Raw genomic sequence first — 26,243 nt, 5'->3', positions numbered from 1 at the left:
GCTCAGGCTTCCGTTTCTGTCTCGTGGAAGAGGGTGGAGTCGAAGGTGGCGCGGAACTCAGCTACGGCCGGTTCGCGCTGCCAGGGGATAAGGGCCTTGTCGAGCCGGACGAGCTCGTTCGTGATTCGGCCGGAGCCCGTGTCCTCCGCGACGGTCAGTGCGTGCATTCCGAGCGCGGCGGCCTGCTCCGGGGCGCGGGCGCCGGCCAATGCCACGGCCTGTCGCGCCATGTAGACGCCCCGATCGCGGTGGTAGCCGTCCGGCATCAGCCGGATCGCCGCGCCGAACGCGTCTGCGGCCTGGTCGTGCTTGCCGAGGGCCTCCAGGCCCCGGGCACGGTGGATCTCTACGTACGAGGCGTTCAGCCACACGCCCCATGGGGTGGGGTCGGCGGCGGCGCCATCGAGGGCGTTGCGGACGTCGTCGATCGCCCGCTCGCTCTCATCGGCGTCACCGCGCAGCGCGTGTCCGTACGCCTCGTAGGTGCGCGCGACCGCGGCGAGGCGGCTGCGCGGGCGAGCCATGCGCTGGGCGGCTTCGGCTAGGTCGACGACATCGACCAGGTCATCCGTGTCACCGGCCAGCTGCGCTTTGCGCGCCATGACGTACGTGGTCAGGTCGTTGTCGCCGACGGTGTGGGACCACTGCATCGCCCGGTCCAGCCAGTACGACGCGGCCTTCGGGTTGCCTAGGTCCTGGTAGAGCCAGGAGAGAAGCTCTCCGTACTGGGTTTGCAGCTCCATCAGGTCCCGCCGGTCAGCGCCCTGCGCGTCCCGTCGGAGTACCTGGATGACTTCGATGTGGTCGCGTACGACGCTGACCGCACGCCGGGGCCCGAGCAGATTGTCGGTGTCGATGAGGACACGCCGGGTACGGCGCAGGTGCTCCACGGGCGTCGAACCGTACGCAGCTGCGGCCCGTGCCTTGCGGACCAGGCCGGGCACGGCACCAGAGCTTGCCACGGCCGGAGAACTGACGCCGACGGCTGCTGCAGCCCCGAGCCCCACTCCAGTGCGCAGCAGCGCACGCCGATCGAGAGCCACCCAAACCACCGACCCATCAGCTAGACGACACGGGACCGAGATCCCCTCACCGTCCGACGCTGCCTGGTCAGCCATGGCAAAAGCCAGATCCACCGATGATCTGGCCACATGGGCCGGGGGATTGGCCACATGGCCACGCTCGTCACCGATCCGCTCCCACAGGCGGAGCAGCATGCCGCTGGCACCCAGCTTGTCGTCGAGGACCACCGCCTGCGCCCGGTCGGGTGTTCGCTCCGCGCGCTCGAATCGTCCCAGGTGGCTGTGGTCGATACGAGTACGTTGACCGAGCTCGCGAAGGCTCAGTCCCCGTGAGGTCCGTAGCTCCCGCAGCTGGTATCCCCAGTTATGTAAGGGCGACACCCAGGGCGTCAGCTCCCTCGGTTTCTGCGCCATCCCGCCCCCAACCTCGTGGCTTATGTGGCCAGATGATCCGGCCACATGTCAGATCTGGAAGTCCCGAGTGTGGCGGACCTAGAACCGAACCAAACGGTCCGCCGACTCGGGAGGCTTCAGTGTTCTACGGTTCCAGCCGCATCCGGCTGCTGCGCGCGGCGGAGCAGGGCGAGGACGCTGTCCGGATGGCCGTCGTACACGAGGTGCGGCTCGTCATCGGTCGGCGGGGAGAACCGGCCCGCATGCCTAAGGAGGTCCTCCTCGCTGAACTCGATGGAGTTCGCGTCGACCAGCGATTGCTCGTTGCGCCTCCGGATCCGGTCCCAGCGCACCTCGTGCGGGAGCGGCAGGTAGATCAGAATGGGCTCCCCGCCCGCCTTCACCACAGTCGCTGCCCACTGGGCCCGCTCCTCCGGAGTCCAGAAGCCGTGGTCGACCACGGCGTCGTGTCCGGCCGCCAGGAGTTCTTCGAGCTCAAGGGCGATGTCCTTGAGCACGGGTGCCTCTCTAATCCTGAACTGCCCGCGGGGGAAGTCCCGGCCGTAGTGGCCGTAGCGGCGGAACATCTCCTCGTCGGGGCAGAGGCGTCGGAAGCCGGCCTTCTCCAGGGCGCGGGCGAGGGTCGTTTTGCCCGCGCCCTGCAGGCCCGACATGAGGATCGCGCGAGGAGTGGGAACCGGGCGGCCGGTGGCGCGCCCGGTCATCGCAGAACCTCGGACGTTGTTCGCCGGGTGCGGCCGGGGGCGCCCAGGTCCACGCCGTATTCCAGCAGCTCGCCATTCGAGTCAAGGAACCGCGCGGTCAACACCAGGATGGCCGCCACGGTGCCAGCCCCCAGCTCCAGGAGCTCGAGGTCGTGCGTTGTGGCGATGCGAGCGGTCTCCTCGTCTACGCGGCGTACAGCGTGCTGCCCTGTCACCCGAGCGATCAGGTCCAGCGAAATGCCTCCCTTGAGGCGCTCGCTGCGGGCCAGGTCTGGGATTTCCACGGCGAACCTGACCGGGATCCATGAGGTCGAGTGGGAGACGATTCCGTGCGCATCACGGTAAACGCGACTCCGGCGAATCACGTCGGCACCAGGCGCGATCCCCATGACCTCGGCGACATCGACCGGAGCCGCCACCACACCGGCCGTATGACCGGACGACTTCTCCCCGACCCCCCAGGACGACTGGGTCCTGCCGCTGCGGTCGTGTCGTTCTGCTCCGGAGGAGAGGGACACCTGCGTGCCGAGCACTTCCGTGCCAATGCCGTGAATCCCGGCAACCAGGCGTTCCTCCTTGAGGACGCGCAGGGCCTTCTCGACCGTGGCCGTGCTGACGGACCACTCCTCCGACAGGTTCTTGATGCTCGGCAGGAGCGTGCCGGCGACCAGCGCGCCGGACTCGATCAGATCTCGATAGTGACCTGCGATCCGTGCGTACGGCGGTCTGTTGTCGGCCCGGCTCACGTCTGCCTCCTCGGTGGCTCGTCGCTTCAGATCTTAGGTTTCCTTACCGTACCGCTTGACACCTTAGGGGACCATAGGGAACCGTAGGAGTGTGAGGTGGCAGCCGGTAGGCAACACCTCACCTTGCACTTGCACCACCGCAGTTTCTGCAGCTCGTCTCTTCGGAGTCGGGCAGGTGGTCGGAGGCGGTAGCCACAACCAAACCCCCCGGCCTGGCAGGACTGCTTGCACGACCTCAGCGTTGATGCGCTGTCTATCCGCCGGGATTCGGGCTGTTGGCTCGTGGACCTGGTGGGTGGAGAGAGCATCCGCCCCCGCGAACCCCCTCCCTCTTCCTGCCGAGGAGTCGCCATGCCCGAGCTCGCCATGCCCAAGGCCGCCAAGCGCCGGGGCCGCACCCGTACCTCCCGCGTCAGCCCCCTCGACGCGATCGTCCTCTCGACCCTGTCGCCCGGTCACATCGACATGCGGCGGGTCGAGTCCACCCAGAAGCGCCGCATCTCGCTGGTCTGCCCGGCCTGCAAGACCTGGGTGGCCGTCACCCCCCACCGCGGCACCTACCTGCTCAAGACGGTCCCGCACCACACCGGCAAGGCCGGCGTCGACGCCGCGATCCGCTGTAGCTCCAGCAACCGCCTCGTCGATGTCGACATCATGCCGGACACGTGGAGCCGCCAGTACGACGAGTGGGCGCGCGAGGAGCGCCTCGCCGTCGACGTCACCCGTCACCGCCGCGCCACCGTCCAGACCCTCAAGGTTGCCCGGCCGCAGGAGCGTCCCGCCGACCGGCGAGCCCAGTGGGAGCGTGCGATGCCCGCCGCCCGCCAGGCCGACGCCGCCCGTACGGTTCCCGCCGACGCGATCCCCACCACGCGTGGTCGGGCTGTCGACGGACCCGCTGGCGCCCTGCCGGCCATGATCGGGCAGGAGGCCGGGGACGACCGCTCCGTCCGTGCCCTGGCCGCCGGTACCCTCCGCGTCCTGGCCGACGCCGCCCCGGACCGTTCTGCGAGCGACGTCCTCGAGGAGCACCTCGCCCGCGTCGCCTACAAGCACCTGGCCACGCTCTTGCGCCGCCCCCTGACCCCGGCCGACCAGTCCGAACACACCAAGCTGGTGGCCAAGGTCAGGGCCGAGCTGCCCGCCCCGGCCCCGGGCGAGACCGCCGCCGCGTACACCGCCCGCTGCCGCAAGCCCGCCTTCGGCGCCCGCCGCCGCAAGCCCGCTCTCGCAGCCTGACCCGCACAACCGCCCCGGCCCCGGCGTCGGCTCCCGCACCGCGCGGGGGCCGAGGCCGGGGCCGTCTGCTCCCGTCCCTGCCCGCTCACCGCACCCTGGAGGTCCCGATGCCCGCCACCCTGACCCTGACGTCCCACCGGCCCAGCAGCGGCGAGGTGTTCGACGCCGAGACGCTCGCGCTCCTGGACGAGCTCGACGTCCCGCTCCCCGTCGACCTCGACGACGCCGAGGTCGACCTCGACGCCGTCTGGGGCACGCCGCTGGCGATGTACGAGCCCGTGGGCACCACCCGGGAGTTGCGCCGGTACGCGGCCGCGGTTCTGATCGTCCCGCCCGACCGCCGCCACGAGCTCGCCCTCGCGTACGGCGCGGAGATCGCCGCCCGCGTCGACGCCGGCCGCGACATCCTCGCCGCCGACCCCTCGATCACCGCCCGCATCCGCGAGCGCCTGGTCGACGTCCTGCTCCCCCACGCCGACTGCCTGCGCCGGACGATCCGCTCCGGATGCCGCCCTGAGTACGCCGCCGCCTGACCCGCCAGCCCTGGACGGACGCCCACGATCAACGGCCACCCCCACTGCGCCGAGGGGTGGCCGCTGGTCGTGGCCGGTCGTACGACCCGCCAACACGACGACAGCCCCGGGGATTGCGCCCCCGGGGCCTGTCCAGGACCTGACTCGGAGGACCTGATGCAGCTCAGCATGACACGTTCGGTACCCCGGCCGAACGCCGGGATCATCGACGACATCGAGGACGCGGACGAGAAGAAGGGCTACGAGCCCGAGGACCTCACCGCGTTCCACCAGCTCGTCCGCCACCTCGTCTTCGACGGCGACCGCCGCGCGGCCGACGCCGGCCGCAAGGCCCGCCGCACGCTCGCCGACATGACCCTCGTCGGACAGAGGCGGTAATCGCGATGGACTGGCGCCACAACGCGGTCTGCCGCGAAGAAGACCCTGAATTGTTCTTCCCCATCGGCAACACCGGCCCGGCCCTGCTGCAGATCGAGGAAGCCAAGGCCGTCTGCCGCCGCTGCCCGGTCATGGAGGCGTGCCTGCAGTGGGCGCTGGAGTCCGGTCAGGACGAGGGCGTCTGGGGCGGCCTCAGCGAGGACGAGCGGCGGGCGATGAAGCGCCGCGCCGCCCGCAACCGGGCCCGCGACGGAAAGGGGGCGGCGGCATGAAGAGCTTCCTGGCCGTCCTGGCCGCGCCCCTGCGGCACCTGTGGCAGTGCTCCAGGTGCAGCGGCTGGTACGACACCCCGCAGTGCCCGGTCTGCTGATCTGACCCCGAGCGTCGCTCCGCCGACTGTCGGGCTCCCGGCCACGGCGACCGCCTGCCGGGAGCCCGACCAAGATCCCTGCCCGCCTGACCGCACGCTCCTTGACCGGCGGCCCGCCTGACGGGCCGCCGGCCTTTCGCACGCTCTCTACCGGGCATCGGCTTGGGCCGACGCCCGTCATCCAGGAGGCACCATGCGCACCATCCGCCGTGACGGCTGGACCGCCGCCGACTACGACTCCGAGCAGATCCTGCACGAGCTCGGGCACCGCGACGCCGCCGCCCGGGTGAACCGGGCCCGCCGCCGACGCCCGCTCCGCCGGGCCTGGCGCACGCTGCGCGCCCGGCTCCACCGCCCCGCCGCCACCGCGACACAGGCGCCGAGCGTCGACTGGGCTGCGGCCCGGGCGGCGGCCGACGCCGTCAACCGCGGCGACACCGACGAGGCCCACCGCATCGTCCAGGCCACCCCCGACCCGCGCACGACCGCCTTCGCGGCCTTCCGCTTCATCGGCGTCGAGTGACGCTCTCCCCGCCTGTCGGTTGCCTCCCCCGCCCGTCCCGGCCGCGTGCCGGTACGGACGGGGCCGAGGGGAGCCGGACAGCCCGGACCCACCCCGTACAACCGCCGCCCCGGGCCTCCCGGGGCGGCATCCGACCTGGAAGGAGGCGGCGTGGCCGCCACACGAACCCGTAAGAGGGCCAACGCCCGCACCAAGACGACGGCCACGACGGCCGCGCAGCCCGCCGCCTCCACCCTGCCCGCCCAGGCCCCGGCCCCGATCCCCGAGACGGAGACCGTCCCGGACACGGCGGCGGAGCTGGAGACGGACTGGGCGGCGCTGGCCAGGGTCGCGGACGCCCGCGACCGGGCCGCCGACATCATCGACACCGCCCGCGACCAGGCCCTCGCCCTCCAGACGCAGGCCGAGGAGCAGGCGGCGCGCACCGTCGCCGACACCCACGAGCAGACCACTGCCCTCCTGGCCCACGCGCGCACCCGCGCCGAGGCCGTCACCGCCGGCGCCCAGGAGGAGGCCACCGCCCAGCGGGCTGCGGCCACCACCCAGGCCGAGACGGCGCGCGAGGAGGCGCAGCAGCTGCGCGGCGACGCCGACCGGCTCCTGGCCGACGCCCGTACCCGCGCCGATGAGCTCCTCGCCCAGGCGCGGGCGCAGGTCACGGAGCTGACCGAGCTGGCCGCCGCCGACCACCAGGCCACCGCGACGGCGATCGCCGAGCTGCGGCGCCTGGCCGAGGCCGACCTCACCGAGATCGCCGCCCTGGTCGAGACCCGCCGCAACGAGGCCGGGCAGATCCTCGCCCGCGCCCGCGAGGAGGCCGACAACCTGCTCGCCGCCGCACAGAAGGAGGTCGACCAGGCCCGGGAGCGCCACACCCAGCTCGCCAAGGCCGCCGCCGAGCAGTACGACGCCCGGCGCGCCGAGGCGGAGACGCTGTACGCGGACGCGGTCGAAGCCGCCGCCGAGCGGCGCCGCGAGGCCGACGCCCACGTCGCCGCCGTCCACACCGAGGCGGAGACGGCCCGCGCCGAGCTGCGCGCCGAGCTGCGCGACCTCGGCGAGAAGTTCGACACCGAGGCCACCGCCAAGCGCCACGCCCTGGCCGAGGAGCTCGCCGGACTGACGACGGCGTGCGACCAGCAGCGCGAGAAGCTGCGGACCGAGGCGACGACGGTTGCTCAGGAGCTGCGCGCGGCCGCGCAGAAGGAGGCCGAGCGCATCACCGGCGAGGCCGAGCGCAAGGCCAAGGGCATCACCGAGCGGGCGCAGGCCGACGAGGCCCGCGCCCGCCGGCTGCTGACCGAGGCCCGCGAGGCCAAGAAGTCCGCCTCGAAGTGGCGCGGCTGGCGCCAGAACCTCGGCGGCAAGCTGTGGAAGATGGCGCCGTGGGTCGCGCTGGCCGCTGGCGTCGGGCTCGCCGCCTCCGGCGAGTACGAACTCGCCCGCATGGTCGGCATCAACCAGTGGGTCGCCCCGCTCCTGCCGGTGTCGATCGACGTCTACTGCGTCACGGCCTTCCGGGCCAAGCGCGACATCCCCGCCGCGCTCGCACTGATGGCGTCGGCCAACGTCGTCTTCCACCTCTCCGAGCAGGCACACCTCGTCCCCGAGGGCGGGTCGGCTCCCTGGTGGCTCACCACCTTCGTCGTCCTGATCTTCGTGGCCGTCATCTGGCGCGTACACACCCTCATGCACAACGACGGTACGGACGGCCACGGCAGTACGGACACCTCGTCCGGTACGGCCGCCGGTACGCCCGGCCGTACCGGCATGGACGGCGGAAACGGAACGCCCGCCCTTACCGGTACGCACCGCAGGACGGACGGTACGGACAGCATTACGTCCGGCAGTACGCAGCCCGCGCACAGCGACCTGTACGCCGCGACCAGCGGCGGACGAGCAGACGGTACGGGCGCCGGACACGACGGTACGGACCCGGCACACGCCCTCTCTCACCCCTCGTACCACGACGGGGCTGAAGGGGCGCTGACCAGGCCGTACAGCGACCGTACATACGGCGTACACACCACCCCTGACAAAGCGGCGCGTACAGGTACAGCGCTCCGGGGGCGTACCGGTTCGGCTCACGCGGCCGTACAGGACCGCACCGGCACGGTCAGTGTCCGTACACAGCTCGGCCGCGACGGCGTACAGGATGGCCGTACCGGTACGGCCACCTCCTCCTCCCGTGCAACCGGAACCGGCGGTACGGGCCGTACAGGCGGTACGGACCGGCCCGGTACGCCCGCCCGGACGGATGCCGAACTCCTCCCGCTCGTACAGGCACTGCCGCGCGACGAGGACGGCTACGTCACCCTCTACCGGGCCCGTACCGACCTCTCGGTCAACCAGACCCGCGCGGTTCGGCTGCTGAAGGAGGCCGGCCTGCTGCGGCCCGAGGACGCGGACAAGTACCTCTCCTGACCCACCCGTCCGGCACACACCAGTGAGGGTCAGCCCGCGGGAATCGGGCTGGCCCTCGCTGCGACTGCCGGAAGCAAGTCGACAGCCCCCCGAGTACAGCAGACCCGAGCCCCGGAGGATCCGTGAGTACCGAAAAGACCGACAAGCCGTTCTTCGACGACCCGAACGAGGCGCTGCGCAAGATCGCGCAGAATCCCGCCGCGTACGCGCACTACCTCGCGGACTTCCACCGGGTCGTGCTGGACATGCAGGCCAAGCTGGAGATCCTCCAGCGCGAGACCCGCGTGCACTGCCGCGGTACCCGCGTGGAGGGCGACAAGAGGGGCCAGGCGTTCCTGCGCAGTTTCCCGGTGGAAAAGTCCCTGAACGACGTTCTCAAGAACCTGAAGAGTGCCACTGCGGGACTGGAAAAGAGCGCCCATAAGCGCCACGCCCACGATGAAAAGGTGAAAGAGGTGAAGAAGCAGCGCAGGGAAAAGGCGCAGATCAAGGAACGGAAGAACAACCCGCCGCTCCAGGCCGCCCCGGAAAGCGTGTGGCAGCAGGGTGTGCCGGGCTCGAATATGGGCTATGGTGGCCCCGCGTCGATTTACGACCTGGGCCGCAGGGACTCGGCGTGAGTGCAGGTCGCCCGCTCACGAAAGTTGAGCGGAAGAAAATGAACCGTGCAGAACACGAGCGGAAAATCAGACAGGATCTGATCGCTCAGCACGGCAACGACCTCGGCACCTTCTATTACTGGCTCCGGATTGTGAATATCCGGGGCACCCAGGCTTATCGCGGCGGGGACACGGCGTTCATCCGTGACGTCGCGCTCGCTCTGGACAACGTCCACCGCCGCCACGTCGGCTAGCTTCCCCGCGCTCCGCACGACGGGCCGTCCCTGATCCCGGGGATGGCCCTTCGGCGGTCCCAACGCGTGCCGCGCGTGTCGCGTGCCGCGCGTGGCGTGCGCGCGTGTACGCGAGGCCAGTGCCGACTGTCAAGCCCAGGAGGAGGGAGTCGCGTGTCCGACGACACCGACAGCAACATTGTTCACCTCCCCGCTCGGGACACCGATTCCGGCGGAATGCCGGAAGCTCCCGACGGCGGATACTTCTTCTATTCCGAAACGCCCGAAAACGCGGGCGGCGGTGTCCCTCCGGAATCCCCGGCGGAGACGACCATGGAACTCCCGCCGGTCCGCGGGCCCATTTCGCCGGAAACGGCCATTCGGGAAACGAGCATTCTCGGCCCCCCGGATCCCGGCAGCAGAGAATTCGAGGAAGGCGAATATGTCCAGCCTCGGTCTCTTGTCGATCGCCTCGGTGACTGGCTGGAATACCGGCTCGAAGTGATGCGCGAGCGGCACGCCGGAGAAGCATCGTTCCGTGAGGCGGAAATCGCACGGAAAACCGCGCTCTTGGAAGCCCGAACCGCGCGGGAAGTCGCGATGATGGAGCAGAACGGAAAGTTCCACACCGCGATGATGAAAGCGAAGGCCGACAAGACGGCGGCACGCGGTAAAGCCGACGCCGACCGCTCGAAGTCCGCCGGATCGGGCTTCGGCGCCGACAAGGGCCGCTCGAAGGCCGGCGGCGGCTCACGCGGCAGTGGCAGCTCCAGCGGATCGGGCCAGGGCGCCGGAAGCGGCCGGGGCTCGCGAGCAAACGGCTCCAGCGGGGGCTCCGGGCGCAGCTCCGGGGGAGTCAACTCCCCCAAGGGCGCCGGGAAGGGCTCTGATCGCTCCGCTGGCAGCCGTAGTGGCGGGGCGAAGGGCAATGAGCCGTCCGGCGGTTCCAAAGGCCGTCAGAACGGCTCTGGTGGAGCCGGGGCGGGCAAGACCAGTACGGGCAAAGGCAGTTCGGGCGGCTCCGGCACGAAGGGCTCGGGCAGCTCCGGGTCCGGCACGGGTGGCTCCAAGGGCGTCGACGGCGCGTCGCAGAAGCGGCCGGCCAGCGCGGCGGCCGAGCGTGCCCGAGGCCGCCAGGAGCGTGCCGCTGCCCGCCAGGTGGCACGCCAGCAGCGGCGCAGTGCCAACCAGGCCGCGAACATCGCCGACCGCAGCAAAGACCGCGACCAGGACCGCGCCGCCGGCCAGGCCGCCCGCGAGGCAAACCGCGCGGCGACAGCCGAACGGAAGGCCGCGAGGAAGGCGAAGAGAGAGGCAGCCACAGCCGCCGGGGGCCGCACCACCTTGGGCGCAGCCGTGGCGGCTGAGGCGCAGCGGCGCTGGGATCTGCGCCGCGCGGCGGCGGAGAAGGACCAGGCCGCGAAGGCCGGCAAGGCCAAGGACGCCACCGGCGGCAAGGCCTCGGAGCCCGCGGCCAAGAAGGTGCCCGAGGCCGGCCCTGAGACGTCGGCAGATGACTCGGGCAGCGGCTTCACGACCAGGGAATCGGAGGACACGGAGACAGGCGGCGAGAAGCCGTCTGACAGCTCCGGCAAGGAAGCGAAGGAGCCAGGCGGTCCGTCGTCTGGCCCTGACCCGGCGGCGGGGGACGGGTCGGGGCCGGCCGCGGAAGGATCGCGTGGTGGCGGCTTCGGTGACTGGTTCCACGACCCGTTCGGCCGGAGGAAACACCGAAGCCGAGGCCCTGAGCCGGACGAGCCGCCCCGCGGCACGGTCCGGCCGGAAGACCTCGGTGTCACCGTCGACAGCCCCGGCCGCCCGAACCGGCCGCCCCGGCCGAGCCGGGAGCCCGAGGAGGACTACCCCGACGCCGTCATCATCCCCGACGATCCCGCCGCCGTGACGACCGGCGCCAGGAGCCTGCCGCCCGCTCCCCCGCCGTCCTTTCCACGGCCCGGCACCAGCCGACCCGCCGGCCCCCAACCTTCCGCCCCTCGACCTTCCGCCCCCCGACCTGCCACGCCGCGAGCCGAGACCGCCAAGGAGAACCCTGTGCGCCTTGCCCACCCCCGCCAGACCGGTATCCCCCGCCAGCACCTCACCGACATCACCTTCGACCAGTTCCTCATCGGGACCGCGAACATCGCGGTGACGGCCGAGGCCGACAGGGCCAAGGCCGAGCTCCTCGCGCAGGCGCTGGGCGCCGCGGTGAAGGGCCTGCGGGAGATGGCCACTGACCTGGCTTACGGCCACAACATCTCCAACAAGGTCCTGGACCAGATCTCCGAACTCGCTGACGCCGCGAGCCGTATGAAGGCCCAGGCCGACCTGTGCGCGGGCGAGTGCGCGGCAGCGTCCGAAGCCGCCACCCTCGCGGCCGGCGGAGTGGCCAACACCTACGGCCAGGACCTCAAGGCCATGGAAGAAGCCGGCCTGGACCAGGCATCCGCCGCCGCCCACCACCAGTAGACCCAGGAGACAACCATGTCCCACTCCCTCCGCATGCGCCCCGGTGCTCTCGCAGGATCGGAAGACCACAGCTACCAGACCGTCCAGAACAACCTGAGGCTCTTCAGCCAGACGCTGGACAACGCCCAGGCCGAACTGGAGATCCTCATGGCCGGCATGCGCGTGAACGCCGACCGGGCCCACACCCTGGGCTCACGCATTGAGGCCGCCGAGCTCGACATGCGGTTCGTCTACATGACCCACCACGTAGGGCACGCCCTCACCGGGGCTGCCCGGCAGACCCAGCTGCTGATCCAGTCCGCCTCAGAGGTGTCCGCACTCGCCGAGTCCGCCCGCCGCACACACAGGGAGCTCTACGACCGGCTGGACGAGATCCGCCGCAGCCGCAAGGAGCGCACCCCCAAGCCGGGCTTCCTCGTCCGCTGAACATCCACCCCTGTCCTGCCCGATGGGCGGCCCCGCACGGCGGAGCCGCCCATCGGCCTTCCCCGGCCAAGGAGAATTGTTGTGTCCAGGGCGCGCAGCGTCGTACTCGAACGGCTTGCCTACACGCTGGCCGCGCCCGCAGTGGCGGTGGCCCCCAACTACGCCCCCGGCGGCGCCGTGAGCACCGGCATCGCGCTGGCCGGGGCCGCCGGAGCAGCCGGAATGTACCTTGCTGCCCGCAGCGGCGAGAACGGTGCCGGGCGCAAGATCCTGCGCTGGTCGCCCCTCACCCTGGCGGCCGCCGTCGACATCGCCGCCGCCTTCACGCCCGGGTGGGGTCCCTGGGCGCTGGACGGCTGGCTGGCGGCCGGGTGGGCGGCAGCCGGCTGCACCGTGCTGCCGTACTCCCGCCATGCACGCCGCCGGCACCGGCCCGCCCTTGCGCACAGCCCGGCCGTGCAGCAGTGGGCCCTCCAGCCGCAGCCTCCGGTCGCGCCTGTGCCCGCTGACGGCGCTGACACGTTCACCCGGAGCGTGCGGTCCCTGTGGGAACGCGCCGGCTCCCCCGGCCGCACCCACGTGGCAGTCGCTCACCGGCACTCGGGCATGCCGCACGACCTGACGATCATGCTGCGTGCGACGGAACCCGGCAGGCCGATTGCCGGGCTGTCCCCGGCCGCGGTCGCTGCCGCGTTCTCCATCAGCGAGGACGACGTCACGTTCACCTCCGTGGCACGGCAGGCGGGCCGGCAAGGAGGTCCGGGGTGGCTGGAGGTCCACCTGACACCCGACCTTGCGGCACGGCGCCGCGAGGCCCCCACCGACGAGGAGTGGTGGGGGGACCGCATCGGCGGAGAGACCGGGCCCGTGCCCGGCTCGGTATTCCTGCAGAAGGTCCGCGACGACGGACGCCGGGTCACGCACTACCTCGCCCGCGTCCCCGACGAGCTGGGCGAGCCGCGCGTCAAGCTGCACGCCCTGGCCTCGGCGTTGAAGACCAAGTACGACGAAGGACGTCTCTTCGTCACCATCGACGGCAGCCAGGTGCTGGTCTCCCTCTGGGACACTTCACCCCTCGCCCAGATTTTTCCCGCCACCCGCGAGCTGCTCACGCCGGACAAGGACGGACGCTGGGTCACCGGCTACCTCGGCAACGGCCAGCCCGCCCGCAACCGCGTCTATACCGACCGCGGCGCCGCCCACGGCCTGTTCGTCGCCCCCTCGGGCGGAGGCAAGACCCAGCTGATGGCCCTGCACGTCGCAGCGGACGCCCTGTTCGGGGCCGTGGTCATGCTGGCCACGGAAGCCCCGGACGAGAAGACCGCCGCGCTGGGCCGTCATACCGCCCGTTACGGCGTCGGCGCCCTCTACATGATCCGGCTCCTGCGGGCCCTGGACGCGCTGATGGAGATCCGCGGCCAGATGCCGTGGGATGACGGGGTGGTCCACGAATGGTCCGGGGACGCGGCCGGCTGCCCCTACCGGATGCTGTCCGCCTACCTCGATGAGTTCCTCTCCGCCGCCCGGCACGAGCTCTACGGCGCGGAGATCATGGACCTGGCCGAGCGGGTATCGGTCAAGGGCCGCAAATACGGCATCGGCCTGAAAGTCGCTGGCCAGTCCGTCTACGTCCAGGACGGCTTCACCCAGCTGCTGTGCGAGAACCTGCGCGAGAACTGCATCCCCGTCGTGCTCAAGGTCGCCCCGAAGAAGGTCAGCGACATGTTCAAAGCCCTCGGCATCCCCTCCGAACACATCCCGGACCCTCTTCCCCGGTCCTTCTCCCCCGCCGAGGAAGGGCGGATCGAGCGGGTCATGCGCGGCGAGCCTGAACCGCCCGCCGACTCCAACACCGGCGGCGCCGGATGGATCATCGAAGGCAAGCAGCCCGACGTACTGCGCACCCTGTTCATGGACTTCAAGGCTGGCATCGACGGCTACTTCCCCGACACCATCGCCACCCTGACCGACCACGAGATCCACGAGCTCGAAGCACGCGAGCTGTGGTTCGACTGGACCGAGCCGCCCCGCCCCGGAGAGGTCGGCCCCGAACCCACGGACGACGAGGACTGGGACCAGGACGCACCGAAGAAGGGCGGCGGCAAGCGCCGCAGCGGGGGCGGGCAGCCGGCCACACGACCCGACACGGTCACCTCGGCCCGCCAGGCGCTGGAGGCCATCAGGAACCTCACCGGTGTCTGACCCACCACCCGCCACCCACAGGACCCGGCCGTACCCGGCCGGGCCCGGCCGGGCCCTCCCGGGCCCTGCCTCCACCACGCTCGCCGAACGCGAATCCACCACCCACCGGCACTAACCCCAGCCCGCTCCCCCATCTCGCGCCCTCCCCGCCGCCACGGCAGGGAGGGCGCACCTGTACCCGAACGGAGAAGCACGATGGACTTCCACCCCACCGCCGGCCGCCCGATGTCCGACGCCGAGGCCGCGGCCGAAGCCAAACGGATCATGGACGCGAGCTTTCGCACCGAGGAGCCGCCGGTCCGCCACTTCCCGACGTCGTTCCGAGACGACACCCCGCTGCCCGCCTACGGCGACACCCCGCCCGTCCACCAGCCCGACCACCGGATCGTGCCCGCGTGGGCGGCCGGGATCGCGGTGGCCTCCATCGGCGTAGGCACCGGAATCACCGGCATCGGCTGCGGTGCCTGGCTGGTCCTCCAGGGCCTGGCCTCCGTCACCCTGACCAGCGTCCTGATGGGCACCCTGCCCTTCGCCGCCCTCGCCATGGTCGCCACCGCCATCGGCGGCGCCATCAACAACGCCCGCAGCACCACCACGAGGACGACGCACGTCTACCAGGGCTCGGTCACGCACAACACCCGCGTCACCAACACCAGCAACCAGCGAGGGATGTTCGCCCGCACCCGCAACGACGTCCGCTGACCCCGGCCGCCCCGCCTCGTACCCGACACCCCGCCCCCGGCCGGGGTCCGGGTACGGGACAGGCCGACCGGCCGTACGCCCCGCGAACACCACCGACACTCTGGAGTTGCCCCGTGCCGTCCCACGACAACAGCCACGGCCCCACCCGCCCGCAGACCATCTACCTGCCCGTTCCCGCCCCGAAGACACAGCCCGAGCCGCCGCGGCTCACGCCGCTGCGCGCCTGGTGGAACGCCGCCTGGGAGGAGGACGGCGTATTGCACGGCATGTGGGAGGACGTCTGCAGCATCCCCGAGGACGGCCTCCGGCACATGGCCCCCTGGCTCCGCACCGTCGTCGCGGTCGCCGGGCTCTCCTTCGCCGTACTGCTGGCCCAGGCCGCCGGTGACGTCCTCCTCCAGGCGCTGCACCAGCTGCTCACCGCCGTGCCCAAGGTGCAGATCGGCGTCGACACCTCCCACGGGGTGTTCGCCGTCATCGACCAGCCGGTGCGCACCTACATCGCGCAGCACGCCACCGGCCTCCCCGTCCAGGGCTCCACCGTCTACACCATCTGGCAGCTCGTCGGACTCTTCGGCCTGATCGGCGGCTTCGCCCGCATCAGCGGTGCCCGCCTCACCTGGACCGCGTGGGGCGTGGCCAGCATCGCCATGGTCTACAGCGCAGCCCCCGCCGACGGCCGGCCCATCGCCACCGGGTTCGCCGTCCTCGCCTGGACTGCCGCCTCTGCCCTCGCGCTGCGCGGCCTGAGCCTGCGCCCGGCGTTCTTCACCCACATCCACAACGCCGGCCACCAGATCAAGCCGCACATCCATCTCCCGGCCCCGGCCGCCGAGGCCGCACCGGACGACGAAGACGACGCCGCGGTGCACTCCCTTCAGAAGCGCTGACCCGCAGCCCGCCACCGAACCCGAAAGGCACCCCGATGAAGCTGGAGAAGAACGAGTTCTGGGTCGGCACGTTCCACGGACGCCACGACGGCGCCCCGGCGAAGGTCACCGCCACCCTCGACGACACCCGGCCCGAGCCGTACGCCTGGACCTGCACCTGCAGCGCGTCCCGTTCCTTCCCGACCAAGCACGACGTGTTCCCCACCGCCTGGCGCCACGCCCACCCCACCCGCTTCGACCGGCTGCGGGCGTGGGCCGCCCGCGGCTTCCGCGCCACCCGCTGACCTGACGCTCTGCCTGGCCCTCGCCCACCCCGCCTACGGGGCCGGCGCGGACCGGACAGGCCGCCCGGCCGCACGCCTCACCCCTCCCGCCCCGTCGACGGCCCCTTCCGCCGGCGGGGCGCAGCACTGCCCGCCATCAACCTTGTTGGAGGACACCTCGTGCTCATCCCCCGCCCGCGCCGCCGCATCGGCCGCCCCCGCCCGCAGCGCCCCGGCCCCCGCTACCCGCAGAGCCCCGCCCGGCTCCCCGGCATCTGGAGCCGGTGATGCCGCGCCCTCGGAAGAAGGGGCGCCGCCGCGAGCTCAAGAAGGTTCCGCGCAGCACCGCGACGCTGGAGGAGTTCGACCGGCGCTCCTGTCCCGAGGGCCTGGTCACCCGGCGCCAGCTGCGGGAGCGGGGCCTGAGCCCCGGCGGGCACGGCCCCGTCGCGGTCCTGCGCTGCACATACTGCGCCTACCGGCCCGACCAGTCGTGCAACCACCCCACTCGGGCCTGGCTTTACGCCGTAGGGAACGCCCGGCCCAAGCGCGTGCCGACGCTGGCGCAGGAATGGGCGCTGGACCGGGCGATGGCTGCGAGGTCCACGTGCCCGCAGTGCCTGCGCCGGTACTACTTCTGCCTCCCGCTGCGCACCCAGGGCTGCTGCGACCCCTGCGCCCGGGGCTACGAGCCCAGCCCGGACACCTACGCCGCGTCCACGGCGCCGGTGACCCACCGGCTCGCCGCCTGATCAACCCGCTCTGAACGACCCGACCCCGGCCGGTGTGGCCGGGGCCGGACCTCGGGTGGCCGCGCATCGGCAAAGGGCCGGCCGCCCGCTCCCTCACCCATCGAGATCAGGAGAAACCCCGCATGACGCATCGCCCCGCCGTCTTCGCCGCCCTGCTCGGACTGACCCGCGCCGCCAGCGCCATCGGAGATTTTTGGATCCAGGACGACTTCTGCGCCCGCGTGAAGGGGGCCTCCGACGACCACCCGGTCACCTACGTCGACCCGGTCACCGAGAAGAAGACGACCCACGGCACGGCCGGCGGCCGTTCCGCGTGCCTCCACCACTGCGTGACCTATACGGCCACGCAGGCGATCGTGGCCGGGGCCGGCGCTCGCGCGCTCGGCATCCGGGTCCACCCGGCCGCCGCCGCGGCCGCGCTCGCCCTCTCCTTCGGAACGCACTACGCCGCGGACCGCAGGGTTCCCGGCAAGGGCCTGCTGGAGAAGATCGCCACCAAGACCGGCAAGGGCGGCTTCTACAAGCTCGCCGACTTCGGCATCAACGGGGCGTTCCATCTGGACTCCGCCTGGCACCACGGCTGGGAGACCGTCGCCGCGCTGCTCGCCACCACCAAGTCCACCACCCGCTGATGGCGAGCACCAAGGCCACGAACCCGCCCCGAGGGCAGTGCAGGCAGTGCTGGTTCCACGCGTATGCCAGCCGCCAGGCGCACGCCGGGCTCGGTCCGCGTGAGGACTGCCCGCAGTGCGTGGACCACATGAACAACGGCCACCCCGACCACATGATCGTCCGCTGACGACGCGAAGCCGCCGGGGCAGCGCGCCATCCGGGCTGCCCGGCACCCTCACTCGCAAGGAGATCTCACATGATCGAGCTGATCTGCTACCCGCCGATGCCCGAGCGCAGCCTTGTGATCCTGATCGGCCCGTCCGGCGCGGGCAAGTCCACGCTCGCGCGTACCTGGCCCGCCTCGCAGGTCCTGTCCCTGGACGCCCTGCGGGAGGCCGTCAGCGACGACGCGGGCGACCAGGACGCGACCGGCGACGCGGTCGCCGCCCTGCACCTGCTCCTGGAGGCGAGGATGCGCCGCCGGCTGTTCACGGTCGTTGACGCTACCAACGTCACGGCCGCGGCCAGGAAGCCGCTCATCGCCGCCGCCAAGCGCCACGACATGCTCCCCATCGCGGTTCTGCTCACCACGCCCGGCAGCATCTGCATCGAGCGGCAGGGCCCGAGGCCGGCCAACCGCACGGTGCCCGAAGAGGTCGTCGCCCAGCAGCACGAGGACATGTTCGCCTCCCGCCGCACCCTGAAGTCCGAGGGCTTCCCCGAGATCGTCTACTCCGACAGCCTCTGCCGGCTCCAGCCGTACCTGGAGCGCCTGAGCGAGACCCGTCAGGCCGACCTCGGACTGGACGGCGGTCCCGGCCTCGGTGACCTGAACCTCGTCTCCCGGGTGTTCGGCGAGGAGATCCTGCCGCTGTGGCAGTGGAAGCCGGGCTCGAACATCGCCGGCGGCGACCGCGTCGCGGAGATCCGCCTCGGCCAGCAGTACCTCACCCTCGCCCTGCGCACCGACGTGGACGGCGAGGGCGACATCGGGTTCGACGTGATGGTGCCGTGCCCGCACGACGACCAGTGCACCGGTCACGCCTGGGCGCCCGCCTACAGCGTCACCTGCCTGTTCCGGGCACTGAACGGCGACCTGGACGACGACGAGGACACCGTCTGCACCGTCCACGGCCCGAACACCGACGAGGACCAAGAGCCCGACGACCACGCCGACGCCGGGCTCCGCGAGAGCGCCGGGAGCACACGATGACCTTCCTCCAGGACAGCAAGGAGCCCGGCCGGAGCGACTGGGAGCTGGCCCGCCTCGCGATTCACCTGCGCGGCCACGCCGCCTACGACGACGACCCGCCGGCCGACGAAGCCCGGCGCCTGAGGGAGGCGTTCACGGCCGACGAGCTCCGCCGGGCCGACGCCTTCCTGGAAGCGGGCCGCCAGGACCTCAACCGCCTCGCCGCGGTCGAAGCCCGCCTCGGCACGGACACCACCGGCGACGAGGCGTGGCTCGCGCGGCAGCTCACGGTGGCATGGGCGCGGCTCGACGAACTGCGGAACCGGATCGACACCGGCGGCAGCCTCATGGCCAACACACACGTCGCCGCCGCCATCGACTACATCCGCGGGTCCCGGCCGTGAGCCGCGCCGCCGACAGCCCGCACCCCCACCCCCTCACCCCCGCGGAGCTTCCCGCCGGGGAGGACTGGTGGAACGGCTGCCGGGAGTGCGGCACATCGATCCAGGGCGGAGCGGCCGGCTTCACCGCGCACCGCCGCACCGTCCACGACCCGCGCCGCGACTACGGCGATCGGCGCACCCCCATCACCATCCGGCTCGACTACTGACCTGGAAGCCGACGATCACGCCCTCCGGGCGACGACTGCGCGGTCCGCGCGGACCTGAAGGCGCAGTTGCGCGGACGCGGTCCGCGCGTGAGTCATGCCGCCGGCGCTTCGCTGAACACCCCCAACCTGCCACGACCCGGCCACGCCGGGCGCCTGCTGATACCCCGGGAAGGACACCCAGCCATGAGCTTCACGATCACGAACACGTACGGCACCGCGCACAACGTCAGCGACACCAACCCGGCCCGCGTCACCAGTTGCGACCGGTACCGGTTACCGCTCGTCGGCACCATGACCCCTGGTAACCCCGGTTACGAGGACATGGTCGAGATCCTCAAGGACAACGGCCACGACACCCGGCCCGAGGGCTACGGGCTGATCTTCCTGGAGTCCGAGGAGTTCAGCGCGACGTACTTCGGGCCGATCGCACAGATCGAGCAGTACCAGCGCGAGAACATCAACGGGACGGCGACCTTCGACGCCTCCCAGGGCGTCATGTACGCCCAGTGGCCCCACGGCAAGGGCTGGGACACCTTCCTCCCCCGCACCTTCTGGAACGTCAAGGCACGCGGCGGCATCGCGGACGGCGTCGGCCTCGTTACCGCCTTCGCGCACACCGAGATCCCGGGAGCGGAGGTCATCGTCTACGAGTTCGAAGGCAAGTGGCTTCCCGACAGCGAGCCGCAGCAGCTGGTCACCTACCACTGCACCGGCTGCCACATGGACACCTTCCACGACAGCGGGCACGTCCACGAGAACACCGGCCCCGACAGCCGACGCTGGGCCGCCCGCCAGGCCCGCCAGCACATCATCAGCGCCCACCGGCACGGCGTCGGCGACAAGAACAGCGCCTGCCGCCCCAACAACGGCGAGATGCTGCTCGCCGTGAACGCGGCCGCCCGCGAGATGTGGGGCACCACGGGCAACGCCCTCCCGGACACCGACGACGCGTACTGCGCGACCAAGGGCCCCTGCTCGATCATCCGCGAACTCCGTGCCGGGATCCGCCCGCCCGTCTACCGCGCCTGACGGACGCTCCGTGCCGCCCCGGCCTCCCCGCACGACGGGGGCCGGGGCGGCCGCGGTGTTCCCCCAAGCACGGAAAGGAGCTGGACGTCATGCGTCGATACGAGGTCGACGTCCCGATACACCACGCAACGGACCAGGAACGGCGAGGGCTTCACGTCTTCACCGGCCGCGCCGCCGGAGAAAGCGAGGCCCTGGCCGCCGCGCACAACGCCTACGACCGGGCCGTGCAGCACATGTCCGCCGGCCGCCCGGCACCCGAGGACTCCAGCGACGGATGGGCCGTTCGCGGTCTGCGTCCGGACTGGGTCCTGGACTGGCACAAGGCCACCACCAAGGCGTGGGTCAACCCCAACAGCCTGATGTGAATTCGCCCCGGGACAGGCGCTCTAGGCGTCGAAACCGTCGCCTGCCCCGGGTTCCCCATCCCGTACGAGACGAGAGGGAGACACCAGTATGGACTCCGTCCTGCACACGACGGGCCGGGTCGGCCCACGCACCCTCCTGATCACCGCCGCCGCTGTGCCGCTGACCGGCTGGGCGGTCCACGCCGTCGCACTGCACAAGAAGCTCGCCGCCACGAAGCGCGACCCGCTGACGGGCCTGCTGCGCCGCGACTCCTACACCGTCCGCGCCCGCCGGCTCCTGGCCCGCCACGGCGACGACACGACCGTGGTCATGGTCGACGCCGACCGGTTCAAGGAGATCAACGACGGCTTCGGACACGCGGCGGGTGACACCGTCCTCGCCGCGATCGGAGCCCGCCTCACCGCGTGGGCGGGCCCCCGCGCGTCCGTCGGCAGGCTCGGGGGCGATGAGTTCGCCGTGGTCCTGGAGCTGGCCTCCGGCCGCCGCGCGCAGCGCCTGGAGCAGCTGGTGCGGATGCTGCACACGCCGGTCACCCTGGACGACGGCCACACCGTCGACGTTGCCGCCTCGGTCGGCGCCGCGGCCCCGGCCTGGGTCGGCTCCCGCGACCTGAGCGTGCTGCAGAGGGCCGCCGACGCCGCCCTGTACGACGGCAAGCACTCCGGCCGCGCGGTCCTCGCGACGGCGCAGCACCGCACGGTGCCGTCCATCAACGGCCGCCGCGCCGGGCGCCCCGGCACGGCCGTGTGGGGACGGGCCGCATGAGCACCGTGCCCCTGCCCGCAGGCGACTGGATCCCCGGCATCAGCATCCGCCAGCCGTACGCGGCCTGCATCCTCGCCGGGGCCAAGGACGTGGAGAACCGGCCCGGCCGGTGGCGGACCGGCTGGGTGCTGCTGCACACGAGCCAGACCGTGGAGCGGCCCGCCCTGCGGATCCCGCTGATCGGCCGCACGGTCCGCGACCGCCAGCTGGTCACCGGCGCGGTCGTTGGTGTCGCCCGGATCGCCGACTGCCACCAGGACCTCGAGGGAGCGCCGCTCTGCTCGCCGTGGGCGCACCCGGGGGCCTGGCACCTGGTGCGCTCCGACGTCCAGGAGCTCCCCCTGCCCGTCCCCGCGCGCGGACAGGTCGTCCCGTGGAAGCCGGCGTCGGCCCTGTTGGAGCGCGTCTTCCGGCAGCTGCCCGACTTCCGGCTGTGACCAGCGCCCGAACCAAGAAGAAGCCGCCGTTCGAGCCGGGCCTGATCCCGGCTCCCGGCGCGCTCCTCGACTGGCGTGACAGCCAGCACTTCGATGCCTGGCAGGACCGCCCCTGCGCGCTGTGCGACAAGCCCACGCCGATGTGCTCCCACGCCGGGGAGCCTGTCCACAAGGCGTGCGCCGAGGACTGGATCGCCGCGAACCCCGTTGAGGCCCGCCTCGGCCGGTTCGCCTCCGACACGCAGCCCAAGAGCACCCAGCGCGCCACCCACGCCTGAACCCCTCCCCCTCGGAGGTCCCATGAGCAGCACCGAACGCCCCGTCGACCACGCTCTCGCCTACCCCGAGCCGCCGGCCTCCCCGCTCTGGCACCGCCACGGCGCCGCGAAGGCCCGGCCCCTCACCCCCGCGCAGCAGAAGCGCAACGCCGAGCTCCTGGTGCTCGCGCAGCGCACCCCCCGACCCCGCTCCCCTCGCCCCACCCAGACCCTGGCGGAGGCCAGCTGATGGACACCAAGCACTGCGCCGTCGACGGCTGGGTCGACGCGATCCCCGCCCCCGGGCCCCACGGCACCGCCACCTTCGACCTGGTCGTCCGGCCCGCCGACTTCGACACCGCCGACGAGGACGCCCCCGACACGGTCGTCACCTGCACCAGCGCGGCCGCGGGGATCGTCCACGAGCTGCTGCACTGCATACAGCCCGGAGACCTGCTCCGCGCGACCGGCACCCTGTTCCAGCCCACGACGCCGGGGAAGCCCGCCCGTCTCACCGTGGACGCCCTGGAGGTCCTCGACACCGCGTTCCTCCCGTTCCTGCGCGAGATGGTGCTCGACCGGTACGGCGACTACGTCGTGATTTTCGGCGCCGACACCGACAAGGTGCCCGTCTTCACCGCGAGCGGGCAGTGGGTCGGCCTCGCCGACAACCCCGACGCCATCACCACCCTCATCGACATCCACGAGCGCGTGACCGGCGGCGACGCGTGATGACGGCCACCGCGCGGCACCGCACCGTCCTGGAGCGCTTCCCCGCCGGCCACCCCCGCGGCTTCTGGCCCGCCGACGAATACGCCGCCGCCCAGCGCGCCCAGGGCACCGACGCCCACGTCGTGATGGACCTCGCCAGCGACCAGTTCCTCGTCGTCACCGACACCACCCACCCCTAACCGAGAGGCGAACATGACCGAGCCCAAGACCCAGACCGACCCCGAGGCCATCCAGTACACGGCCGACGTGGTCGCCGTGACCCCAAGCCGCCACGTCCTGCTGATCGAGCGCGGCTGGCCGCCCTTCGAGGGCGCCTGGGCGCTGCCGGGTGGACACGTCGATGCCGGGGAGGCGCCGTACGCGGCCGCGGCGCGCGAGCTTGCCGAAGAGACCGGCGTCGACGTGCCCGTGGGCGCCCTGCACCAGATCGGTGTCTGGGACCAGCTCGACCGGGACCCGCGCGGCAGGTACGTCACCTTCGCGTACATGGCCGTCATCCCCGACGGCACGCAGGCCACCGCCGGAGACGACGCCCGCACCGCCCGCTGGTGGCCCCTGGACGAACTACCCGAGCAGCTGGCCTTCGACCACGCCGACATCATCAGCGCCGCCGCATTCCTCAACCCCTGATCACCCACAGACCCGGAGCGCCGCTCCCGCCTTCCCGGCAGGGACGGCGCTTCCCCGTTCTGCTCATCACCAGCCGCCTGGAGGCACCATGCGTTCGATCCGTCTGACCTCGTTCGGCTACCTCCACCTGCCCACCGGCCCGGACGGCTCCCCCGTCCCGCCCGCCGCCGACCGGATCGAAGACGTCCGCGACCGGCTCCGCGACCCCGCCGCCGCCCGCGACATCCTCGACCTCGACGGCCTCAACCCCCGCGTCCAGGACGTCGTCCTCAACACCCCCGGCGCCCGCGAGCTGCTCGCCAACCTTGCCGACTACGCCGACCTCCCCGCCGGCCCCAGCCACATCGCCATCGGCTGTGTGGGAGGTAGACACAGGGCGAGCGGACTCACCGAACTCCTCGGCCGAGAACTCCGTGCCCGCGGCCGGGAGGTCGTGGTTGAGCACCTGCACGTCCACCTGCCGCGCGTCCTCAAGACACCCACCGCCCGGTAACACCGCTTCCCAGCCCCGGACAGGAGCCCTCACCCATGGCCCGCGCCACGATCAAGATCGAACCCCTCCACCCTGACAGCACCGTCTGCCTACACGCCGTCAGCCCGTCCGGCAAGCCCCGTGACCCCGCCTCCGGGTGCACCGGCCGCCGCAACTACGCCGTGGTCTGCAGCGCCTGCGGCCCCGTCGGCCAGCCACACGGTCTCCGCGTCCTCGCCGAACCGACACAGCGCGCGCACCGCGACAGCCACAAGGCCGCACCCGCACCCGCCCCCGATCCGCGCTGACCCGACCGCCTCTGGCCGCCGAGACCAGCCGGCTCGGCGGCCCCAGCGAAAGCGAGCGCCCATGCCCACCGTCTACGACCAGTTCACCCGCCGCATCGCCGACATCACCACCCTGCTCACCGCCCAGGGAATCCCGCTGACCGCGCCGACCGCACCACGCGCCGACCCCACCGACCCCTGGGCCGCCAGCTGGCCGGTCCCGGTCGACCGCTCCACCCTCGCCTGGTGCACCGCCGTCCAGATGCTCGCCGACCACCACCACACCACCATCGACCGCCAAGTCCCCGCCGCCGATGCCCTGCTGCGCGAACTCGGAGTCCGCGGGCTCGCAGAGCTCCACTCCGACCTCCACCACGGCGCCCCCATCGACTACTGCTACACCCGCTGCCCGTACTGCTCCGGCATCGGCGACGACCCCACCCAGCCCACCTGCGGCAAAGCGGGCTGCCCGCAGGGGCGCGACGTGGAGGACGGCCACGAGCACCTGTGCCCCGTCTGCGTCGGCCAAGACCACGACCCCCAAGGCCACGCCACCCACCACATGGGCAACCTCGAGGAACTGCTTGCTGACGCCATGCGGTCGACTCCCCGACTCCTCTCGGCACTCGGTCGCGCCGTGGGAAGGTAAGGACGCAGTAGTCGTACGGCTGAGAGGTGTCCAAGGGCCTGTACGTCACGCGCATGCGCGTGACGTACAGGCCTTTTTGTTGTCCCGTCTCAACGAACCGAGTCGCAGCCGGTTCGTCTCAACGAACCCAGTCGAACGCAGGTCGTCGGGACGGAGTTCCGGGGCCAGCACGTGGGCGGCTGTCTCAGTGAAGTTAGTCGCGCCTGGTCAGCAGCTCACCGTCGCCTGATGTTGCGTCTCAGCGGAGTTTGGCCAGTCTCACCGAAGTTTGATCGAGGTGAAACGGTCTGCGGATCAACGCATCTACCCCATGATCAGCCCGCGTCTTACCTCTATCGACTAGAACGGAACTCAGTCTTGCTGCGTGTCGTTGGCGCGCAGCACGAGGCGGCTGGAGATCACCAGTCCGCGCAGGGCGCTGCTGAACGCCCCCATCATCTGGTGGTGCAGGGGCACGAGTGCGGGCAAGCGGGCATCGTCGAGCAGCAAAAGAGCTTGGCTGCTGTCGAGACTGCTCACCTCGCGAAGAGCTGTCTCCGCTTCAGTACGTCGGTCCCTCTGCTGCTGCTCGGCGTCTTCTTCCCCGTACGCCGTCCGGAGGGCATCCAGTGCTGAGTACGCCTGGTGAGACGCCGCGTGATCGGAATCGCCTGGCCGTACCTGGGTGAGGGACTCGAATGCCCGGGACGCGGCACCGCGCATGCTCACCATTCTGAGGAAGTCCTCGACGGCCCCGACGAGATCGGATGCGCGCTCCACCACCTCGACCGGCGCAATGATCTCCAGCTCGGCTTGCTTGACGGTCAATGCCCGGTATGCGGCTTGCACCGCGGTCTGGAGAGCGGACACCTCGGTGGGTGAGATGGGCGAGAAGAGCCGGTTTCCCGTGTTCACGGCATGCCTAGCCTCGTAGATGAACGCGGCTATCTCCTTTCGCCGATCAGTGTGCAGCGAGGCGATGCGTTGGGCTTCCGCCGAGATCCGCGCAGCTTCCACCGCGGCCGATGCCTGTGCCTTCCCGCCCAGTGCCTGCACCCAGCCCGAAGCCAAGCTCCCCAGGAAGCCGCCGACGATGGCCAGGAGAGCGGCGAAGACCGTCGCGGCCTCAGGCTCTGCCTTGATGAATTCGATGACCTTGTCCACTGCGACATCCTGCCGCGTCGACCCGCCCAGGCGCAGATGTTCCTTGCGGTGGTGCAACTTCGATGAGACGAACGGGACGGTCGTCAAACTTCGGTGAGACTGGTCACCTGACTTCGTTGAGACAGGACAGCAAGCACGCGGGTTCGTCGCTGATAACTCAGTTATCGGCGACG

General features: G+C 71.5%; 36 protein-coding genes and 1 pseudogene. 32 read left to right on the top strand and 5 right to left on the bottom strand.

What is annotated here, in order from left to right; translation table 11 throughout:
• Window positions 1-2: 2 nt before the first annotated feature.
• The 4 genes and pseudogenes from ABZW32_RS14765 to ABZW32_RS14750 form a co-directional block, all read right to left on the bottom strand.
• Window positions 3-962 (bottom strand): DNA-binding protein, encoded by a 960-nt coding sequence (locus ABZW32_RS14765; RefSeq protein WP_356215574.1) that lies wholly within the window; start codon window positions 960-962, stop codon window positions 3-5.
• A gap of 303 nt (window positions 963-1,265) precedes the next feature.
• Window positions 1,266-1,436 (bottom strand): annotated as a pseudogene (locus ABZW32_RS14760) (helix-turn-helix transcriptional regulator); the annotation flags it as partial.
• 116 nt (window positions 1,437-1,552) lie between these two features.
• The gene (locus ABZW32_RS14755) at window positions 1,553-2,140 is read right to left on the bottom strand and encodes an ATP-binding protein (protein WP_356215455.1); all 588 of its coding nucleotides are present in this window, start codon (window positions 2,138-2,140) and stop codon (window positions 1,553-1,555) included.
• A complete protein-coding gene (locus ABZW32_RS14750; RefSeq protein ID WP_356215453.1) occupies window positions 2,137-2,886 on the bottom strand; it encodes a GntR family transcriptional regulator in 750 nt (249 codons plus the stop codon). Before ABZW32_RS14750 ends, ABZW32_RS14755 begins: the two co-directional genes overlap by 4 nt.
• A gap of 351 nt (window positions 2,887-3,237) precedes the next feature.
• Here ABZW32_RS14750 and ABZW32_RS14745 point away from each other — a divergent pair, with 351 nt between their 5' ends.
• The 32 genes from ABZW32_RS14745 to ABZW32_RS14590 all read left to right on the top strand — a co-directional run bounded on the left by ABZW32_RS14745 (window position 3,238) and on the right by ABZW32_RS14590 (window position 24,927).
• Window positions 3,238-4,125: a hypothetical protein gene (locus tag ABZW32_RS14745; RefSeq protein ID WP_356215451.1), complete on the top strand. Its 888-nt coding sequence runs from the start codon at window positions 3,238-3,240 to the stop codon at window positions 4,123-4,125.
• Between the two features lie 107 nt (window positions 4,126-4,232).
• Window positions 4,233-4,658: a hypothetical protein gene (locus tag ABZW32_RS14740; RefSeq protein ID WP_356215449.1), complete on the top strand. Its 426-nt coding sequence runs from the start codon at window positions 4,233-4,235 to the stop codon at window positions 4,656-4,658.
• Between the two features lie 168 nt (window positions 4,659-4,826).
• Window positions 4,827-5,036 (top strand): hypothetical protein, encoded by a 210-nt coding sequence (locus ABZW32_RS14735; RefSeq protein ID WP_356215447.1) that lies wholly within the window; start codon window positions 4,827-4,829, stop codon window positions 5,034-5,036.
• 5 nt (window positions 5,037-5,041) lie between these two features.
• A complete protein-coding gene (locus ABZW32_RS14730) occupies window positions 5,042-5,308 on the top strand; it encodes a WhiB family transcriptional regulator (protein ID WP_317592662.1) in 267 nt (88 codons plus the stop codon).
• 291 nt (window positions 5,309-5,599) lie between these two features.
• Window positions 5,600-5,929, top strand: coding sequence for a hypothetical protein (locus tag ABZW32_RS14725; protein ID WP_356215445.1), 330 nt, complete (start codon window positions 5,600-5,602; stop codon window positions 5,927-5,929).
• A gap of 150 nt (window positions 5,930-6,079) precedes the next feature.
• The gene (locus ABZW32_RS14720) at window positions 6,080-8,353 is read left to right on the top strand and encodes a hypothetical protein (RefSeq protein ID WP_356215443.1); all 2,274 of its coding nucleotides are present in this window, start codon (window positions 6,080-6,082) and stop codon (window positions 8,351-8,353) included.
• A 122-nt stretch (window positions 8,354-8,475) separates the two neighbouring features.
• Window positions 8,476-8,973 carry a hypothetical protein gene (locus tag ABZW32_RS14715; RefSeq protein WP_356215441.1) on the top strand — a complete coding sequence of 166 codons (498 nt, stop codon included), beginning with the start codon at window positions 8,476-8,478 and terminating at the stop codon, window positions 8,971-8,973.
• Window positions 8,970-9,206: a hypothetical protein gene (locus tag ABZW32_RS14710; RefSeq protein WP_356215439.1), complete on the top strand. Its 237-nt coding sequence runs from the start codon at window positions 8,970-8,972 to the stop codon at window positions 9,204-9,206. Before ABZW32_RS14715 ends, ABZW32_RS14710 begins: the two co-directional genes overlap by 4 nt.
• 153 nt (window positions 9,207-9,359) lie before the next feature.
• A complete protein-coding gene (locus ABZW32_RS14705) occupies window positions 9,360-11,654 on the top strand; it encodes an ATP/GTP-binding protein (protein ID WP_356215437.1) in 2,295 nt (764 codons plus the stop codon).
• A 15-nt stretch (window positions 11,655-11,669) separates the two neighbouring features.
• Window positions 11,670-12,080 (top strand): conjugal transfer protein TraB, encoded by a 411-nt coding sequence (locus ABZW32_RS14700; RefSeq protein ID WP_356215435.1) that lies wholly within the window; start codon window positions 11,670-11,672, stop codon window positions 12,078-12,080.
• 81 nt (window positions 12,081-12,161) lie between these two features.
• A complete protein-coding gene (locus ABZW32_RS14695) occupies window positions 12,162-14,282 on the top strand; it encodes a chromosome segregation protein ParM (RefSeq protein ID WP_356215433.1) in 2,121 nt (706 codons plus the stop codon).
• Between the two features lie 195 nt (window positions 14,283-14,477).
• Complete coding sequence (locus ABZW32_RS14690; RefSeq protein ID WP_356215431.1) at window positions 14,478-14,984, top strand: hypothetical protein; 507 nt, start codon at window positions 14,478-14,480, stop codon at window positions 14,982-14,984.
• A gap of 113 nt (window positions 14,985-15,097) precedes the next feature.
• Complete coding sequence (locus ABZW32_RS14685; RefSeq protein WP_356215429.1) at window positions 15,098-15,874, top strand: hypothetical protein; 777 nt, start codon at window positions 15,098-15,100, stop codon at window positions 15,872-15,874.
• 35 nt (window positions 15,875-15,909) lie between these two features.
• Window positions 15,910-16,158, top strand: coding sequence for a hypothetical protein (locus tag ABZW32_RS14680; protein ID WP_356215427.1), 249 nt, complete (start codon window positions 15,910-15,912; stop codon window positions 16,156-16,158).
• A gap of 266 nt (window positions 16,159-16,424) precedes the next feature.
• A complete protein-coding gene (locus tag ABZW32_RS14675; RefSeq protein ID WP_356215425.1) occupies window positions 16,425-16,889 on the top strand; it encodes an RRQRL motif-containing zinc-binding protein in 465 nt (154 codons plus the stop codon).
• 122 nt (window positions 16,890-17,011) lie between these two features.
• Complete coding sequence (locus ABZW32_RS14670) at window positions 17,012-17,521, top strand: hypothetical protein (RefSeq protein WP_356215423.1); 510 nt, start codon at window positions 17,012-17,014, stop codon at window positions 17,519-17,521.
• Window positions 17,521-17,688, top strand: a complete 168-nt coding sequence (locus ABZW32_RS14665; protein ID WP_356215421.1) for a pRL2-8 — start codon at window positions 17,521-17,523, stop codon at window positions 17,686-17,688. Before ABZW32_RS14670 ends, ABZW32_RS14665 begins: the two co-directional genes overlap by 1 nt.
• A gap of 69 nt (window positions 17,689-17,757) precedes the next feature.
• Window positions 17,758-18,714: an ATP-binding protein gene (locus tag ABZW32_RS14660; protein WP_356215419.1), complete on the top strand. Its 957-nt coding sequence runs from the start codon at window positions 17,758-17,760 to the stop codon at window positions 18,712-18,714.
• The gene (locus ABZW32_RS14655; protein WP_356215417.1) at window positions 18,711-19,097 is read left to right on the top strand and encodes a hypothetical protein; all 387 of its coding nucleotides are present in this window, start codon (window positions 18,711-18,713) and stop codon (window positions 19,095-19,097) included. The genes ABZW32_RS14660 and ABZW32_RS14655 overlap by 4 nt, the downstream gene beginning before the upstream one ends.
• Window positions 19,094-19,303: a hypothetical protein gene (locus tag ABZW32_RS14650; protein WP_356215415.1), complete on the top strand. Its 210-nt coding sequence runs from the start codon at window positions 19,094-19,096 to the stop codon at window positions 19,301-19,303. The genes ABZW32_RS14655 and ABZW32_RS14650 overlap by 4 nt, the downstream gene beginning before the upstream one ends.
• Window positions 19,304-19,486: 183 nt before the next feature.
• Window positions 19,487-20,332 carry a hypothetical protein gene (locus ABZW32_RS14645; protein ID WP_356215413.1) on the top strand — a complete coding sequence of 282 codons (846 nt, stop codon included), beginning with the start codon at window positions 19,487-19,489 and terminating at the stop codon, window positions 20,330-20,332.
• 89 nt (window positions 20,333-20,421) lie between these two features.
• Window positions 20,422-20,697 (top strand): hypothetical protein, encoded by a 276-nt coding sequence (locus ABZW32_RS14640; RefSeq protein WP_356215411.1) that lies wholly within the window; start codon window positions 20,422-20,424, stop codon window positions 20,695-20,697.
• A gap of 88 nt (window positions 20,698-20,785) precedes the next feature.
• Window positions 20,786-21,463, top strand: coding sequence for a GGDEF domain-containing protein (locus ABZW32_RS14635; protein WP_356215409.1), 678 nt, complete (start codon window positions 20,786-20,788; stop codon window positions 21,461-21,463).
• Complete coding sequence (locus ABZW32_RS14630; RefSeq protein WP_356215407.1) at window positions 21,460-21,900, top strand: hypothetical protein; 441 nt, start codon at window positions 21,460-21,462, stop codon at window positions 21,898-21,900. Before ABZW32_RS14635 ends, ABZW32_RS14630 begins: the two co-directional genes overlap by 4 nt.
• Window positions 21,897-22,178, top strand: coding sequence for a hypothetical protein (locus ABZW32_RS14625; RefSeq protein WP_356215405.1), 282 nt, complete (start codon window positions 21,897-21,899; stop codon window positions 22,176-22,178). The genes ABZW32_RS14630 and ABZW32_RS14625 overlap by 4 nt, the downstream gene beginning before the upstream one ends.
• A 22-nt stretch (window positions 22,179-22,200) precedes the next feature.
• A complete protein-coding gene (locus tag ABZW32_RS14620) occupies window positions 22,201-22,407 on the top strand; it encodes a hypothetical protein (protein ID WP_356215403.1) in 207 nt (68 codons plus the stop codon).
• Window positions 22,407-22,889, top strand: coding sequence for a hypothetical protein (locus ABZW32_RS14615; RefSeq protein WP_356215401.1), 483 nt, complete (start codon window positions 22,407-22,409; stop codon window positions 22,887-22,889). The genes ABZW32_RS14620 and ABZW32_RS14615 overlap by 1 nt, the downstream gene beginning before the upstream one ends.
• On the top strand, window positions 22,889-23,068 hold the full coding sequence (locus ABZW32_RS14610; RefSeq protein WP_356215399.1) for a hypothetical protein: 180 nt from the start codon (window positions 22,889-22,891) through the stop codon (window positions 23,066-23,068). Before ABZW32_RS14615 ends, ABZW32_RS14610 begins: the two co-directional genes overlap by 1 nt.
• 13 nt (window positions 23,069-23,081) lie before the next feature.
• On the top strand, window positions 23,082-23,519 hold the full coding sequence (locus ABZW32_RS14605; RefSeq protein WP_356215397.1) for an NUDIX domain-containing protein: 438 nt from the start codon (window positions 23,082-23,084) through the stop codon (window positions 23,517-23,519).
• 88 nt (window positions 23,520-23,607) lie between these two features.
• The gene (locus ABZW32_RS14600; RefSeq protein ID WP_356215395.1) at window positions 23,608-24,012 is read left to right on the top strand and encodes an RNase adapter RapZ; all 405 of its coding nucleotides are present in this window, start codon (window positions 23,608-23,610) and stop codon (window positions 24,010-24,012) included.
• A gap of 35 nt (window positions 24,013-24,047) precedes the next feature.
• The gene (locus ABZW32_RS14595) at window positions 24,048-24,299 is read left to right on the top strand and encodes a hypothetical protein (RefSeq protein ID WP_356215393.1); all 252 of its coding nucleotides are present in this window, start codon (window positions 24,048-24,050) and stop codon (window positions 24,297-24,299) included.
• 61 nt (window positions 24,300-24,360) lie between these two features.
• Window positions 24,361-24,927, top strand: a complete 567-nt coding sequence (locus ABZW32_RS14590) for a hypothetical protein (protein ID WP_356215392.1) — start codon at window positions 24,361-24,363, stop codon at window positions 24,925-24,927.
• A 351-nt stretch (window positions 24,928-25,278) separates the two neighbouring features.
• On the opposite strand, the gene ABZW32_RS14585 is transcribed toward ABZW32_RS14590, so the two are convergent.
• Entirely contained in the window at window positions 25,279-26,070 is a 792-nt protein-coding gene (locus ABZW32_RS14585; protein ID WP_356215390.1) for a hypothetical protein, read from the bottom strand.
• Window positions 26,071-26,243: the final 173 nt, after the last annotated feature.

It is taken from the genome of Streptomyces sp. NPDC004667 (assembly GCF_040609475.1).
Classification (GTDB): domain Bacteria; phylum Actinomycetota; class Actinomycetes; order Streptomycetales; family Streptomycetaceae; genus Streptomyces.
The sequence above is the reverse complement of the archived record's forward strand: the minus strand, read 5'-3'. Positions and strand labels throughout refer to the sequence as shown.